13 protein-coding genes are annotated in these 15,527 nt (G+C 33.6%); 12 read left to right on the plus strand and 1 reads right to left on the minus strand.

What is annotated here, in order from left to right; genetic code table 11:
* From SUCMO_RS0107515 to nuoB, 5 genes are read left to right on the plus strand one after another with little or no spacing between them, the layout of a single operon-like run.
* Complete coding sequence (locus SUCMO_RS0107515) at window positions 1-882, plus strand: respiratory chain complex I subunit 1 family protein (RefSeq protein ID WP_019880042.1); 882 nt, start codon at window positions 1-3, stop codon at window positions 880-882.
* Window positions 883-897: 15 nt separating this feature from the next.
* A complete protein-coding gene (locus SUCMO_RS0107520) occupies window positions 898-1,527 on the plus strand; it encodes a hypothetical protein (protein WP_019880043.1) in 630 nt (209 codons plus the stop codon).
* A 3-nt stretch (window positions 1,528-1,530) separates the two neighbouring features.
* Window positions 1,531-2,997: a proton-conducting transporter transmembrane domain-containing protein gene (locus tag SUCMO_RS0107525; RefSeq protein ID WP_019880044.1), complete on the plus strand. Its 1,467-nt coding sequence runs from the start codon at window positions 1,531-1,533 to the stop codon at window positions 2,995-2,997.
* Window positions 2,998-4,515, plus strand: coding sequence for a hydrogenase large subunit (locus SUCMO_RS0107530; RefSeq protein WP_019880045.1), 1,518 nt, complete (start codon window positions 2,998-3,000; stop codon window positions 4,513-4,515).
* 9 nt (window positions 4,516-4,524) lie between these two features.
* A complete protein-coding gene (gene nuoB / locus SUCMO_RS0107535) occupies window positions 4,525-5,262 on the plus strand; it encodes an NADH-quinone oxidoreductase subunit NuoB (RefSeq protein ID WP_019880046.1) in 738 nt (245 codons plus the stop codon).
* 64 nt (window positions 5,263-5,326) lie between these two features.
* Here nuoB and SUCMO_RS0107540 read toward each other — a convergent pair whose 3' ends face one another.
* Complete coding sequence (locus SUCMO_RS0107540; protein WP_019880047.1) at window positions 5,327-6,586, minus strand: diaminopimelate decarboxylase; 1,260 nt, start codon at window positions 6,584-6,586, stop codon at window positions 5,327-5,329.
* 73 nt (window positions 6,587-6,659) lie between these two features.
* Between SUCMO_RS0107540 and SUCMO_RS0107545 the strand changes: the two genes are divergently transcribed.
* The 7 genes from SUCMO_RS0107545 (at window position 6,660) to hydG (ending at window position 15,523) form a co-directional block, all read left to right on the plus strand.
* Window positions 6,660-7,682, plus strand: a complete 1,023-nt coding sequence (locus tag SUCMO_RS0107545; RefSeq protein WP_019880048.1) for a PTS sugar transporter subunit IIC — start codon at window positions 6,660-6,662, stop codon at window positions 7,680-7,682.
* 101 nt (window positions 7,683-7,783) lie between these two features.
* Window positions 7,784-8,254, plus strand: coding sequence for an acyl-CoA thioesterase (locus tag SUCMO_RS0107550; RefSeq protein WP_019880049.1), 471 nt, complete (start codon window positions 7,784-7,786; stop codon window positions 8,252-8,254).
* 326 nt (window positions 8,255-8,580) lie between these two features.
* Complete coding sequence (locus tag SUCMO_RS0107555) at window positions 8,581-10,620, plus strand: bifunctional diguanylate cyclase/phosphodiesterase (RefSeq protein ID WP_083938727.1); 2,040 nt, start codon at window positions 8,581-8,583, stop codon at window positions 10,618-10,620.
* 42 nt (window positions 10,621-10,662) lie between these two features.
* Window positions 10,663-12,855, plus strand: coding sequence for a bifunctional diguanylate cyclase/phosphodiesterase (locus SUCMO_RS0107560; RefSeq protein WP_019880051.1), 2,193 nt, complete (start codon window positions 10,663-10,665; stop codon window positions 12,853-12,855).
* Between the two features lie 139 nt (window positions 12,856-12,994).
* A complete protein-coding gene (locus tag SUCMO_RS11770) occupies window positions 12,995-13,612 on the plus strand; it encodes a 4Fe-4S binding protein (protein ID WP_019880052.1) in 618 nt (205 codons plus the stop codon).
* Between the two features lie 230 nt (window positions 13,613-13,842).
* Complete coding sequence (locus SUCMO_RS0107570) at window positions 13,843-14,088, plus strand: TM1266 family iron-only hydrogenase system putative regulator (RefSeq protein ID WP_019880053.1); 246 nt, start codon at window positions 13,843-13,845, stop codon at window positions 14,086-14,088.
* A 16-nt stretch (window positions 14,089-14,104) separates the two neighbouring features.
* The gene (hydG, locus tag SUCMO_RS0107575; protein WP_019880054.1) at window positions 14,105-15,523 is read left to right on the plus strand and encodes a [FeFe] hydrogenase H-cluster radical SAM maturase HydG; all 1,419 of its coding nucleotides are present in this window, start codon (window positions 14,105-14,107) and stop codon (window positions 15,521-15,523) included.
* Window positions 15,524-15,527 lie beyond the last annotated feature (4 nt).

Raw genomic sequence — 15,527 nt, forward strand, 5'->3', positions numbered from 1 at the left:
ATGCCAGAATTTTTACCTTCTTTTATCCAAGCATTCTTCATTATAGCTTTAGCACCTTTAAGTATAGGTATTACCAAAAAAACTAAAGCTTTATTACAAAATCGTTTCGGTGCTAGTATTCTCCAACCTTACTTTGATTTATTCAAATGGTGGCATAAAGAAATAATATATTCTCCTATTGCCACTTACGTGTTTACTTTTGCACCCATAATATTTTTAGCCACAACAATAATTGCAACCCTCCTTTTATCTAATCAGTTTATCATTTGGAATGTTGGCGATGTTTTCGTATTATTATATTTTTTAGCCGCTGGTCGTTTTTTCATGACGATTGCTGCTTTAGATACTGCTACCACTTTCGGAGGCATGGGGGCATCTCGTGAAGTATACTTGGCAACACTTATTGAGCCAGTAATGCTCTTAGCTGTTCTAAGTGTTTTTAAAACTACTGATACTAGTCTTTTAGCTAATATTTCTGTTTTTAGCGCTACGCAACCAATAAATATTTCTACAACACTTGCTATGTTAGGTTTTTTCATGTTGCTTTTGGCTGAAAACGGCAGAATTCCAATTGATAATCCTGATACTCATTTAGAATTAACAATGATTCACGAAGGCATGACTATCGAATATTCTGGCCGCTTACTCGTCTTTATCCATATCGCAGCCTATACTAAGCAATTGCTGTTTTGTATTCTCTTTGCTAATTTGTTTTTTGTTGGAACTTTACCTGTTATGCTGAAAATTTTCTTAACTTTAATTTTGCTGGGAATCAGTGAAACTTTAAATAATAAGATGCGCCTATTCAGAATTCCTAATTATATAGTTATTGCCGGAATTTTAATTATTCTATCTTTAATTTCTCATAAAACTATTTTATAAAGGAGAGTTAAGCTAGTGGATATTTTAGTAATAATACTTCTGTTTGTTGCCTTTTATCAAACCAGAGTAATGCATCTTAAACGAGCTGTACAACTCATGGCTTTACAATCGGCCTTATTGACAATTTTCTGCTTATCTATTGCCTTTGCCAATACCAATAATGAACATAGCTACATTGCTAGTTTTTTAACCTTTCTGGTAAAAGTACTCCTTATCCCAGCAAGTCTTTTACATATAACAAGTCGTTTAAAAAATGAATACGAATTGGCAACCGACAAAAAAGTCCACTATTCATCTATCGCTTGTGCAATTTTCGTTGTTCTTTCTTATAATATTGTTGACCATCTTTTGCCACTTAGTGAAGCTCGTGATATCATCGCTTCTTCTTTAGTTTTAATTTTTACGGGCTTGATAATTATAATCATGCGTAGCCAGGCTATAATGCAGATCATTGGTCTAATAACCATGGAAAACGGCATATATTTATTGGGTATGAGTATGACAGCTGGTTTACCTTTAATAATTGAACTAGGTATTTTCTTAGATGTTCTTATCGCGGTTGTGGTGTTAGTTATTTTAACCCATCGTTTGCGTTTATCTTTTAAAACTACCGATACCGACGTTCTTAGAAAGTTGCGAGGTTAGAATATGCATTATTTAATATATCTAATGATTTTTTTACCACTTTGTTCAGCTTGTTTATGCTTTTATCCTTTAATAACTGAACAGCAAACCAAATATCTATCTCGTGCAACCAGTATTGCTAATTTTATAATCTGGCTACTACTTTATAAATTCATTCAAGATATTCAAATTTTTTCCAATAATTTTTTTCGCCTAGATGCCCTTAGCATTTGGTTTTTACTTGTTCTAGTGATAATGTATATTTTAGTTTGTTTTGTTTCCGATACATATTTACAGCGTGAACGCCAACAATATACTAATAACCTAAATTACATTAATAAATATTACTCACTGCTACATGTATTTATAGCCATAATGTTTCTTGTCTTAATTTTAGATAATTTAGGTCTTATGTGGGTATGTATCGAAGCCACAACTTTAGTCTCAGCACTACTTGTTGCTTTCAAATTCACTCGACTAGCAGTTGAAGCAGCTTGGAAATATGTTATGGTCTGTACTGTAGGAATATGCTTAGCTCTTCTTGGTACAATAATTTTATATTATGCTCAACTTAACTCCCTTGGTCAAGATAATGCCCTTAGCTGGAGTTGGTTAATGGCCAATGCTGTAGCACTCGATAAAAATATTGTTAAATTCGCGTTTTTCTTTATTTTTATTGGGTATGCAACTAAGTTAGGCTTAGCACCTATGCACACTTGGCTTCCAGATGCCTACAGTCAAGCGCCTTCTCCCATTAGTGGCCTACTATCTGGTGGGTTGTCAACTTGCGTAGTTTATGTATTGATTAAAAATCTAATGATAATTAAGCTATGCATCGATTTTCATCTCATCAATAATATTCTAATATTTTTTGGGATACTTTCAATTGCCATTGCCTTGCCATTTTTATTAGTGCAACGAGAATTAAAGCGCCTTTTAGCTTATTCCAGTGTCGAAAACATGGGACTTATTGCTATTGCCTTGGGTTTAAACTCTCCATTAGCTGCTACTGGGCTCTTAATGCATATTTTGAACCATGCGCTTATTAAATTCAATCTATTTTATTTAGCCAGTCGCATAATTCATGATTTTAACACTAATAATATGATGCGCATTCATGGTATGCTTTTAGCATCTCCAGCTTTAGCTAGATCTCTATTAATTGCAACAATTGCAATTGCTGGAATGCCTCCTTTTGGGATGTTTTTTAGTAAAATGTATATTATTCAAGCTCTATTTGTCGATAAATTTAACTACACAGCCTTAGTTCTACTAGTTTTGTTAGTAGGTATATTTTTAGGTTTCTTTTATCATATAATGCGGATGCTCTGTGACCGTAGTAAAAATCATAATTTGCCTGAATTTAAAGGTGAGGATAAAAACATCATTTATTTTTCTCTGTTTTTATCTGTTTTAACTTGCATTTTTCTAACTGATTTTGCCGGCCCACTTTTACAACAAGCTACTGCGATCCTGGGAGGTATGAAATAAATGCTTAAAGAAATTAAAACAACTGAATTGAGAGCCTATGCTAATAGCTACTATCGTCAGGGTAAAAATAAACTTCTCGCTATGTTTGGCGCAGATGAACAGTTGTTAAATGGTTATTTCGCTATTTACTGTGTTTTTCAAAATAATAGTACCTCAAATCCTAGTATAAATATCTTAAAAGCCTGTTTCCCCGAAAACAGTGATTTGACTTACCCTTCTTTAACACCTTTAATTCCTGCTGCTAATTGGTATGAACGTGAGATGTCCGATATGTTTGGTTTCATTGCCTTAGAACACCCTGACTTGCGACCATTAGTATTACATGAAAACTATCCAGAAAAAACCTACCCACTCCGTAAAAAATTTGCCGCTAACACCAAATTAAAACATAAGCCACAAGTTTTTAATTATCCCAAAGTTGAAGGCGAAGGGGTATTTGAGGTCCCAGTCGGTCCTATCCATGCTGGAATTATCGAACCAGGGCATTTTATTTTTAGCCAAGCCGGAGAAACCGTACTAAATTTAGAAGCAAAATTGTTTTTCACCCATCGCGGCATTGAAAAAAACCTAGAGGGGCTATCGCCTGTCCAAGCTCTATATCTAGTTGAACGTATTTGCGGAGCTTGTGCTGTTTCTCATGCCCTTTCTTTCACTCAAGCTATCGAAAATTTAGGCGAGCACAAAGTTTCAAAGCGTGCCCAATTATTTCGTGTTTTCATAGCTGAATTGGAAAGGATCTATAATCACATTGGTGATACGGGTAATATTTGCGCCGGAATAGGCTTTGCCCCAATAATTAGTCACTGTTCTCGCTTGAAAGAATATATTATGCGTATTAACGAAGATATTTCAGGTAATCGATTTTTACGTGGTGCTATTATCATTGGTGGTGTAAATAAAGATATCTCGGTACTTAAAGTCCGAGAAATTATCAGTGTTCTCAATGATATTGAACGCGAATACCTAAGTATGGTTGATTCAATGTATAAGCAACAAGAGTTTGTAAATAGAGTAAGTACCACCGGAATAGTCCCCAATCATCTTGCTAAAGAGGGAGCATTTTCTGGTATTGCTGCTCGTGCTACTGGAATTTTAAGTGATACCCGCAAAGATTTCCCTTATCTAGTTTATGACGAATTAAATTTTAAAATTATTACTGAGCAAACGGGTGATGTTGATGCTCGAATCAAAGTTCGAATTGCAGAAGTGCAAGAGAGCCTCAAAATTTTAAGACAAATAACACCCCTTTTAGATCAAGTAGATGACCAACCGCTTTTTACGGAAATCGGCGCTTTAAAAACAAACACTCTTAGCATCGGTATGAGCGAATCAGCTCGAGGCAATAACCTGCATGCGCTAATTATTGATAGCCAGCAAAATATTTATCGTACCTTTGTTCGTTCTGCTTCCTACTCCAATTGGCCAGCATTACCAATAGCCGCACCCAACAATATTATTCCCGACTTTCCTTTAATCAATAAAAGTTTTGAATTATGCTATGCCTGCTTAGACAGATAGGAGTAGAAAATGTTTAATTTATTAAATAAAATCTTTAAAACAGGAATCGTGAGCGAAAAACTTGAAACAAATGTTCATTCCCAATTTGCACGTGGAACACGAAAAATCATGCCTAAAATTTGCAATAAAAATTGTCAAACTTGCATTAACGCTTGTCCAGTTCAGGCAATATCATTTTTAAAAGAAGAGCTACAAATAGACTATCGGCGCTGTTTATTTTGTGGTCACTGTATTGATGTATGTCCAGAGAATTTTCTAGCTAGTACATCTGAACCACCGCCAATTATTTCGGCTTCAGGTGAAACACTCGAGATAGCCACAACTATTAAAGCTAAACTAGGACATTCTCTCCATGTGCGTCATCTAGATGCTGGTTCTTGCAATGCTTGTGATTTTGAAATGGGTGCTTTACATAATCCGTTTTACGACATTAGTCGTTACGGTATTGAATTTGTTGCTTCCCCAAGACATGCAGATTTATTGATGGTTACGGGAATGGTAACACGCAATTTACTGCAGGCTGTAGAAATGACTTACCAGGCGATGCCCAAACCCAGTCTAGTAATGGCCGTCGGCGCTTGTGCCTGTGGTGGAAACACCTATGGCAAAAGTTATGCTCAAATTGGTAGCGTAGCTGAAGTTTTGCCAGTGGACATCTTCTTAACAGGTTGCCCACCAACTCCTAAAATGATGTCTTATGCTTTAATCCATGCCAGTGAACTATTGGCACTAAAATTAAAAAAATAAAAACTAAATGAGCTACCTATTAGTATAGGGTAGCTCATTTAGCAATTTTATATTATAATAGACTTTAATTTTTAAAAGTATCCAAAATATCAAAAGTTGCAAAGTAGTCTTTAGGAGTTTCTGCACGACGAATCAGGTCAAAACTTCCATCAGCTTTTAAAAGCACCTCAGCCGAACGCAACTTTCCATTATAGTTATAACCCATAGCATAACCATGAGCGCCAGTATCATGAATAACTACTAAATCGCCAATTTCTGTTTTCGGCAACATTCTATCTATGGCGAATTTATCGTTATTTTCACATAGCCCCCCAGTAACATCATACTTGTGATCACACGGCTGATCTTCTTTGCCCATAATTGTGATATGATGATATGAACCGTACATAGCAGGTCGCATTAAGTTTGCTGCACAAGCATCTAAGCCGATATAGTCCTTATGTGTTTCTTTTTTATGCAAAACTGTAGAAACCAAACAACCATAAGGTCCTAACATGAATCTTCCTAGCTCTGTGAAAATCTTCACATCGTCCATACCTGCAGGAATTAGCACCTCTTCGTAGGCTTTACGTACCCCTTCGCCAATTTGCATAATATCGGTTGCTTGTTGTTCTGGTTTATAGGGAATACCTACTCCACCAGATAAATTTATAAATGTTATTTTAGCTCCTGTTTCTTCCTTCAACTCCACAGCTACTTCAAATAAAATTTTAGCTAAAGCTGGATAATATTCATTGGCAACTGTATTACTAGCTAAAAAAGCATGTAGGCCAAATTCTTTTACTCCTTTGTTTACTAAAATTTTAAAACCCTCAGTTAGTTGTTCTCTAGTAAAACCATACTTTGCTTCTCCTGGAGTATCCATAACATTGTTTTTAATTTTAAAATCGCCGCCTGGATTATAACGACAACTAATTATTTCTGGAATCCCAGCGACCTGTTCGAGAAAATCGATATGCGTAATGTCATCTAAATTAATAGTGGCATTAAGCTTACGTGCTAAAACAAAATCCTCTGCTGGAGTTACGTTAGAAGAAAACATAATATCAGTACCTGAATATCCAAGTTTTTCTGACATCATTAACTCCGTTAAAGAAGAACAATCAACCCCACAACCTTCTTCTTTTAAAATATTAATTAACACTGGATTTGGTGTCGCTTTTACAGCAAAATATTCTTTAAACCCTTTATTCCAGGCAAATGCTTTATTTAATTTTCGAGCATTTTCTCTTATTGCCTGTTCATCATATAAATGAAAAGGAGTAGGTATTTGGGCAGTAATCTCTTTTAACTTTTCTAAGCTTACAAATGGTTTTTTACTCATGTACTAACCTCCACTTTTATCTAGACATTTGGTTTGACTAACTATATTTTATCATAAAGGAGCGAATATCTCAATGAATACTAAACACACTTTGTTACAGTTTTTGCAAAAAAAAGACATAAATCCATCTAGTAATTTATATTTTGTACAAGCAACTTCCGCAATGGCTCAAGGTTTGTTTTGTTCGCTCTTAATTGGCTTAATTTTATCTACAATTGGTCAAAAATTTAATTTTCCTTTTTTAATAGAAGTTGGTAAATTTAGCATGAGTATGTTAGGAGCATGTATCGGTGCAAGTATTGCCTATACATTAAAAGCTCCTCCCCTGGTAATCTTTTCTTGTATCATCACAGGTTTTATTGGCAATAAACTTGGCGGTGCTGTAGGCGCCTATATTGCGGCACTTATTAGTTGCGAACTTGGAAAATTGGTTTCTCGTTCCACAAAACTTGATATCATCGTTACTCCTTTCACTACAATAATCAGCGGTGCCTTAATTGCTACTTTAATTGCCCCGAGTATTGATCGCATAATGAAACTTTGCGGTTTTATAATTATGCAAGCAACTGAGTTGCATCCTTTTTTGATGGGAATTATCGTTTCCGCTGTTATGGGTATTATTCTTACTTTGCCAATATCTAGTGCGGCCCTGAGCATTATGCTCGATTTAGGCGGTTTAGCAGGTGGTGCGGCTACTGTTGGTTGTGCTAGTCAAATGATTGGTTTTGCTGTTGCCAGTTATCGTGAAAATAAATTTGCTGGCTTAATTTCTCAAGGTTTAGGAACCTCAATGCTACAAATAGGCAACATAGCTAAAAATCCTTATATTTGGCTACCACCAACACTTACTAGTATGATCCTCGGTCCTTTAGCAACCTTATTATTTAAAATGCAAAACTTGCCAGCTGGTTCTGGAATGGGTACTAGTGGATTAGTCGGCCAATTTACAACAATTGCTGTTATGGGGCATAGCAATGAAGTTTTGCTGAAAATTTCACTCTTACACTTTATATTTCCAGCAATTTTATCATTTTTAATTTCAGAGCTCATGCGTAAATACAAATTTATTAACTATGGCGACCAAAAATTAGATTAAGGTTAAATAAAAGTTTGCTTTAAATTTTTTTTTTCGTTAAAATTAGGTATATGATTGGACAAATCATATACCTAATTTTATTTGTAAAGGATGTGCATCGTATGCAAAAATCAGCAGCTGAATCTATCTTAATTATTAGCGAAGTCATGATGCCTAGCCAAGCTAACGTCGCAGGAAATATTCATGGTGGCGAAATAATCAAACTTATGGACTCTACAGCCTATGCCACAGCACGGCGCTATGCACGTTCAAATGTGGTAACAGCTCGAGTAGATGAACTGGAATTTCATTTACCGATATTTATTGGTGATTTGGTGATATGCACTGGCAAAGTAATTTTTGCCGGCAACTCATCAATGGAAATCGCCGTAACAGTTGAAGTTGAAGATTTAGAACACGAGGGACGTCAGCGAGCCTTAAGTGCTTTCTTTACTATGGTTGCTTTGGATAAAAAGGGACGACCTAACAAAGTTCCTGAGTTGATTTTAACTAGTGACGAAGACAAACTCGCCTTTGAACAAGGTCAATTGCGTTACGAATCTTACAAAACTAAAAAAAGACAAAAAAAATAGGCTACTAGTATCCTTATTACAAGAAAAATGCAAGACTAAATATTCAATTTAGCTTGTATATTCTTGTAATAAAATAATTAGTAGCCTATAATTAGTACTAAAGTATTTTTTATAAAGGAGGCATTACTATTATTAGTCGTTTACTTAACAATAAATCGCAACTTTATAAAAAACTGCTTTTCGCAATTATTATTTCTCTACCTCTTTTATATATTGCTTTACAAATAAATAACACGCTCGTTCATAATTCAGAAAAAAATCTTAAAGAGATTTTCGCTAGAGCTAATACTTTAATTAATATTAAATTAGACAATAATTTACAACAATTGAATATTTTTGCTCAAGATATCCAGTCAATAAATAGTCTTAACAGGCAGCAACAATTATTATTGTTGCAAAATATTCTCAAAAACTCTGAGTTTTCACAACTTGGTTATGCCGACAACAATGGTCTTGCTTTGATTTCTAACGGCTTAACTTTTAACATTGCCGACCGTGATTACTTCAAATTATCAATAATTGGTAAACACACAATTACGGATTTAGATAATAATCGATTCAATATTCCTGGAAAAGTAGTAGTCTTTGCAGTTCCGGTTCACAACAAAGAAGGTAATTATATTCAAGGTATCTTACTGGGAGTTTATGATATTGAGAAACTTTTAGATACTATATCATTGAATTTTTTTGATAAAAACATTCATATTCATGTATTAAAAAAAGATTTATATGCTAGCTATGAGTTACTACATAAAGAACTTTTCAGTGTTCCTGATTCAATAGTTACAGAAAAATTATTTGCAAATTCCAGTTTTCAAAATTATCTTCATTCTACTAGTTCTAAAGAAGCTATTTTTGAAATTTTTGCCAATCGCGAACGAAATTTTGTGGCTATATCTCCGGTTAATTCAAAAAAAGTCACTAATTTAAATTGGTATACTTTTGCAATTTTTCCTAAATCAACAGTTTTTAAGCACGCTAATGCTGCTATAAGCCAAATTGTATTTTTGATAATTATTTTTTCGGTAGCTTTTACAATTTTCTTTTTCTATGTGCTCAAGGTGAAAAAATACAACAAACTTAAATTAGAGAAATTAGCCTATCAAGATGAGTTAACTAAATTAAATAACTACAATGGTTTTCTAGCAAACGGAAACTATTTAGTAGAAAATTCGCTCTACAAAATAGTTGTTATTTATTTCGATATAAATAATTTTAAATTAATTAATGGAATTTTTAGCTATGACTATGGAAATGATTTGTTAAAAATAATCGCTCAAACTTTAAAAGATACTTTTAAACAAGATACGGTATTAGCTCGATTGTCCATGGATCATTTTGCGGTAATTAGTCGTTATGCCAATAAAGAGCAAATTTTTGATATCCTAGAGCATTTTTTGAGCTTAATAAACCATAAATACACTGGCAAGTACTCTATAAAGTTATCTATTGGCGTATATTTTAACCCTAGCAATCATAAGCCTAATATCTTAAACATGTTGAATAAAGCTAATTTAGCTCGAAAATATGTTAAAAATCAAGAATACCTGCCTTATGCAATGTTCGATAAGGACATTGAACAGAATTTAATTGAACGAACCTGGTTGGTTGATGAGTTAAAATTGGCTATCGAAGCGCAATCTTTTGAAGTTTACTATCAACCAAAATTCGACTTAAAAAATGGCAAAGCCGTTTCAACAGAAGCTTTAATCCGCTGGAATCATCCCCAAAAAGGATTTATTAATCCAGCAGTATTCATTCCCCTTTCAGAAGAAAGACAAATAACGCCTGCAATAACTAAAATTGTTTTAACTAAAGTTTGTAAAAATATCCTAGAATTGCGCCAAGAAAACTTGCCTGTATTAACTTGTGCTGTAAATTTTTCTCAAATTGATTTTTATAGCCCAAATCTCAGCCAAAATATTTCAGAAATTCTCACGGCCTACAACATTGTTCCAGAGTTATTAGAAATTGAAATTACTGAAACCGCAATATTTAGCGATTATCAATACATGGAAAGTATCTTAAAGGAATTAAAAAAACTTGGATTATCAATAGCAATTGATGATTTTGGCAGTGGTTATTCTTCAATCGCTAATTTAAGTGCGCTTACGGTCGATATCATTAAAATTGATCGATCAATTTTGGTAAATGCCTTTAAGGATGATAAGAGTATGAGCATTCTAAATTCTATCATAAAATTAGCTCAAGACATCCAATTGCAAATAGTCTGCGAGGGCGTTGAAACAGAAGCGCAACTCGAGCTTTTAAAAACTTTGAACTGCGACTATGCCCAAGGTTATATTTATTCCAAACCATTATCCTTTTCAGAATACAAGCTATTTTTACAACAAATTTACGCTTAACCTAATCTCAGCAGATTTAACTTTGGAGCTGGAGGTCTATTAATGAATAATAATAGCAACCTAAAAACTATTGCTGCGGCTATTCTTTCTTGTTTGTTGTTTTTTTCAATGTATTATATGCATTCTATAAAAACTTCACTCACTCAAGAATCTGCCTCTTACTTTGTTGAACTCCTAGACAAAACCGCTAAACTTATAAAAATCAAGGCAGATGCAAATTTTCAAATTTTGCGCACAATTGTACCTGAAGCTTCAAAACTCGATAAATTATCACTTAATGACCGCCTTTATTTTCTAAATTCGAAGCTAGAAAACTCACCATTTAAAAAATTAGCATATGCTGACAATACTGGCATGGCGTTATTAAGTTCTGGCGAAAATTTAGATATTATTACCACAAATTTCTATCAAACCAGCTTTTATAAACACGAAAATTGCATAGAAAACGAGCATGGCGATATTGTTTTTAGCATTCCAGTTTTTAACTCAAATAAAATAGTCACAGGCGTTTTATACGCTATTGTGCCTAGTGTAGAATTCTTTGAAGACAGCACTAATACCTTATTAGGTATCAACGATAAAGTAAACTCATATGTTCTCAATAATACTACTTTAAATATGCATTTTCTTACGAAAGAATTGGATAGTTCTTTCTTCGAAAAGGTTAAGCATAACCATATCGAAAAAATAATTCCTATTTTCTCTAATAACAATATTCGTCTAACAGAATTCTTCTCTGACCACCAAAAATATATTTTTGCCAACACCTCAATTCAAAGTCCTGAAAATAATCTAAATTGGAGTTTAATAACAATTTTACCTAGTTCTGTTTTGGCAGTAGCTGCAACTCAAACTATTGCGCTAATTTCGCTTTTATTATTTTTATTGTTGCTAATTTTCATCGGTACAATTGCCTATATTCTAAATATGCAAACTCAAAACAAACACAATCTAGAAAAAATAGCATATATTGACAGTCTCTGTTCAATTTATAATAACAATGGACTAATCTTTTATGGCGAGAAAAAAATTAGACTTTGGCAAATAAATATTGCAGTTATTTATTTAGATATAGACAATTTTAAAATGATCAACAATGTATTTGGCTATGATTATGGTGATCAGTTACTAAAAACATTTAGTTTAATCTTAAAAAAATGTTTTAAATCGCATTCAATAAGTGCACGCCTTTCTATGGACCATTTTGCGATAATTGTCCACTATTCTAACAAGATAGCTTTTTTTAAAACCCTGAATAAATTTATTACTACCATTAAAAACAATTATGCCCATAAACATCTTTTAAAACTTTCTCTAGGGCTCTATTTCCCAGTTGATCATACAAGCGAAACTATAAGTAATATGCTAAATAAAGCTAATATTGCTAGACAAAAAGTGAAAAACAAAGATCGTCTGCCTTATTTTATTTATAACTCAAAGTTAGAACAAGATTTATACTACAAAACATGGCTCCTGGCTGAACTAAAAGCTGCCTTAAAAAACAAAACGCTAGAATTATTTTATCAACCTCAATATGATCTGAAAAATTTTAAGCTCAACGCGGCTGAAGCAATTCTAGTTTGGAATCATTCCGAAAGAGGTTTTATTCCGCAAAGCGTATTTTTTAAAATCGCTGCCGACAACCAGTTGCGAACCGACTTAACTAGTATAATGCTAGAGAAAATATGCATCGATATGCATAGCTGTAAACTACAAAATTTACCCCTCCAAAAAATCACCCTAACTCTCTCTAAATTTGATTTCTATCAAGAAAATTTAGTAACTAATTTCACAGAAACTATAGGAAAATACAAGCTCGATTTTTGCTTATTTGAAATAGCAATCGAAGAGACTATCTTGGTTAACAATTATACAAAAATAGAACCGCATTTGCTAAAATTAAGGGATTTAGGTATTAGTATTGCCATTGACAATTTTGGTACGGGCTATTCATCTTTCTCTACTCTCGGGACCTTAGCCGTTGATGTAATAAAAATCGACCACTCTATTGTGATTAATTCAATAGATAAAAGCAAACAAGTAAATATAATTAAAGCTATTGTTGCTTTGGCTAAAAATATTAATTTAAAAACTGTAGCTACTGGAATTTCAACTCAAGAACAGCTGGATATTTTGGTTGAGCTCCAGTGTGATGCAGCCCAAGGATTACTTTTCTCCAAACCTCTAGCACTTGTTGACTATTTTAAATTGTTAGCGTATATAAAAGAAGATTAATTTAGGTGATTTGCTCACTAAAATTAATCTTCTTTTTTGTTATACTTGGTAAGTAAAAGGCATCAGGACTGTATTATGGTTAGTTTTGTAAACAAATACAAATTCTGATTTCCAAAACTTATTATCTGCGGGGGTTAATATGAGAAAAATTTTAGCTGTGTTTTTTGTTTTATTTTTGTTTTTGGCTTCATTGTACCCAGTAATAGGAATTTTCGCTCTTATTTGTATGTTAGCTCCACCTATATTTGCTGTATTTTCAGGCCGCTTTTGGTGTGGTAATTTTTGTCCTCGTGGAGCTTTTTTAGATTTGTTTTTAAAAAAATATTCGCGCCATCAAACTCCACCTAAATTTTTAAAAGAAAATAGTTTTAGAATTTTCTTTTTTCTTATTTTAATGTCTTTATTTACTTTACAGCTATTTTCTGTACCCAATAGCTTGGAGTCTTTAGGGTTGGTTTTCATTAAAGTTATTTTTTTAACTTCTTTGCTCGGAATTATTCTAGGTTTGTATTACATTCCTAGAACTTGGTGCATGTTTTGTCCAATGGGGAGTTTAAGTAAATTTTTGTCACTTTCTAGAACACAAAATTTGTTTGTCAAAAAAAATTGTATTGACTGTAAAAAATGTTCTAAAGTGTGCCCACTCCACCTGCAACCTTATCTAGACAAAGGTACTTTTTTTCAAAATTCCGACTGTTTAAAGTGTGGCAAATGTATATCAAACTGTCCGGTAAATGCTCTCAGTTTTGAGAAATAGTCTTGCTAAATAAATATAGTATGAGTTTTACATTAATTATTTTTTATGTTATAATCGATTTGTAATTTTATACTTTGTTCTAAACCTAAAGGTCATCTGACGGGGCAGAAATCTTTTTATAATTCTGAATCTAAGGGCTTATACCTAAAGATAAAGATGCTACATATAAAATATATTCTGCCTTTATACCTGTTTAGGTTAAAGGCTTTTATTTTTTTCAAGGAGGACTTATGCAAGAACGTATAGCTCTAATAGGTATAATTGTCGAAGCACCTGAAAATGTCGAGTTGTTAAACCAAATATTACACAATTATAACGAATATATAATTGGGCGTATGGGTATTCCCTACCCTAAAAAATCACTTTGTATAATTAGTGTAATAGTCGATGCCCCTAATAATATTATCAGTGCTCTAACAGGCAAAATAGGTATGATTCCTGGGTTAAGCGTAAAAACAGTTTACTCTAAAAATTAAGGATGGTGATTGCAAGATGTCTACTTACAATAGTAAGTCGCCGATAGCAACAGAATTTATTGATGATCAAGAAATTCTTGAAACCCTAAAGTTCGCCCAAGAAAATAAAAATAATTCCGTTTTATTAAATAAAATTTTAGAAAAGGCAGCTTTATATCATGGTCTTGACTATCGCGAAGCTGCTGTTTTATTGGAAACTAATGATGAAAATATTCTTGAGAGAATTTTTGATTTAGCCCGTGAAATAAAAGACAAGATTTATGGGCAAAGAATTGTAATGTTTGCACCTCTATATTTATCTAATTATTGCGTAAATAGTTGCCGTTATTGCCCTTATCATAGTAAAAACAAGAACATTGCCCGCAAAAAACTTACTCAAGCAGAAATTGCTAAAGAAATAATTGCCTTACAAGACATGGGACACAAGCGTTTAGCTTTAGAGACAGGTGAACATCCTGAATATGCACCTATTGAATACATCTTAGAAAGTATTAAAACTATCTATAGTGTGAAACATAAAAACGGTGCAATTCGCAGAGTCAATGTTAATATTGCTGCCACTACCATAGAAAATTATAAAAAATTAAAAGAAGCAGGTATTGGTACTTATATTCTCTTTCAAGAAACTTATCACAAACCAACTTATGAGTATTTACATCCCCATGGTCCTAAACACGATTACGCTTATCATACCGAAGCAATGGATCGAGCTATGCAAGCAGGAATTGATGATGTTGGCATTGGCGTATTGTTTGGACTAAATTTATACCGTTATGATTTTGTTGGCTTGTTGATGCATGCTAAACATCTTGAAGACAGCTTTGGTGTAGGACCACATACTATCAGTGTGCCACGCATTAGACCAGCCGATGATGTTGATCTTAAGGAATATTCCAATGCTATAAGCGATGCCACCTTTAAGAAAATAGTTGCTATTCTCCGTTTAGCAGTTCCTTATACGGGGATTATTGTTTCTACCCGGGAATCCAAAGAATCACGTCAAGAAGTCTTAGACGTTGGTGTTTCACAAGTTAGTGCTGCCTCCTGCACCAGCGTTGGTGGTTATGCAGAAAAAGAGCTAGAAAACTCTTCGCAATTTGAAGTAAATGATGAACGTAGCTTAGATGAAATTGTTAACTGGCTATTAGAACTTGGCTATATCCCAAGTTTTTGCACTGCCTGTTATCGTGAGGGTCGTACTGGTGACCGCTTTATGCAGCTTGCCAAAAGTGGCCAGATATCTAATTGTTGTCAACCAAACGCTCTTATGACCTTAAAAGAATATCTCGAAGATTACGCATCAACCGAAACTGCCCTAAAAGGGGAAGCTCTTATTACCCAGGAAATAGAGCGAATTACAAATCCTAAGGTTAAAGAAATCGCTCGAAATTATTTACAACAACTTCATGATGGAAAGCGCGACTTTAGATTTTAAACAA

This window comes from Succinispira mobilis DSM 6222, from assembly GCF_000384135.1.
Classification (GTDB): Bacteria; Bacillota; Negativicutes; order Acidaminococcales; family Succinispiraceae; genus Succinispira; species Succinispira mobilis.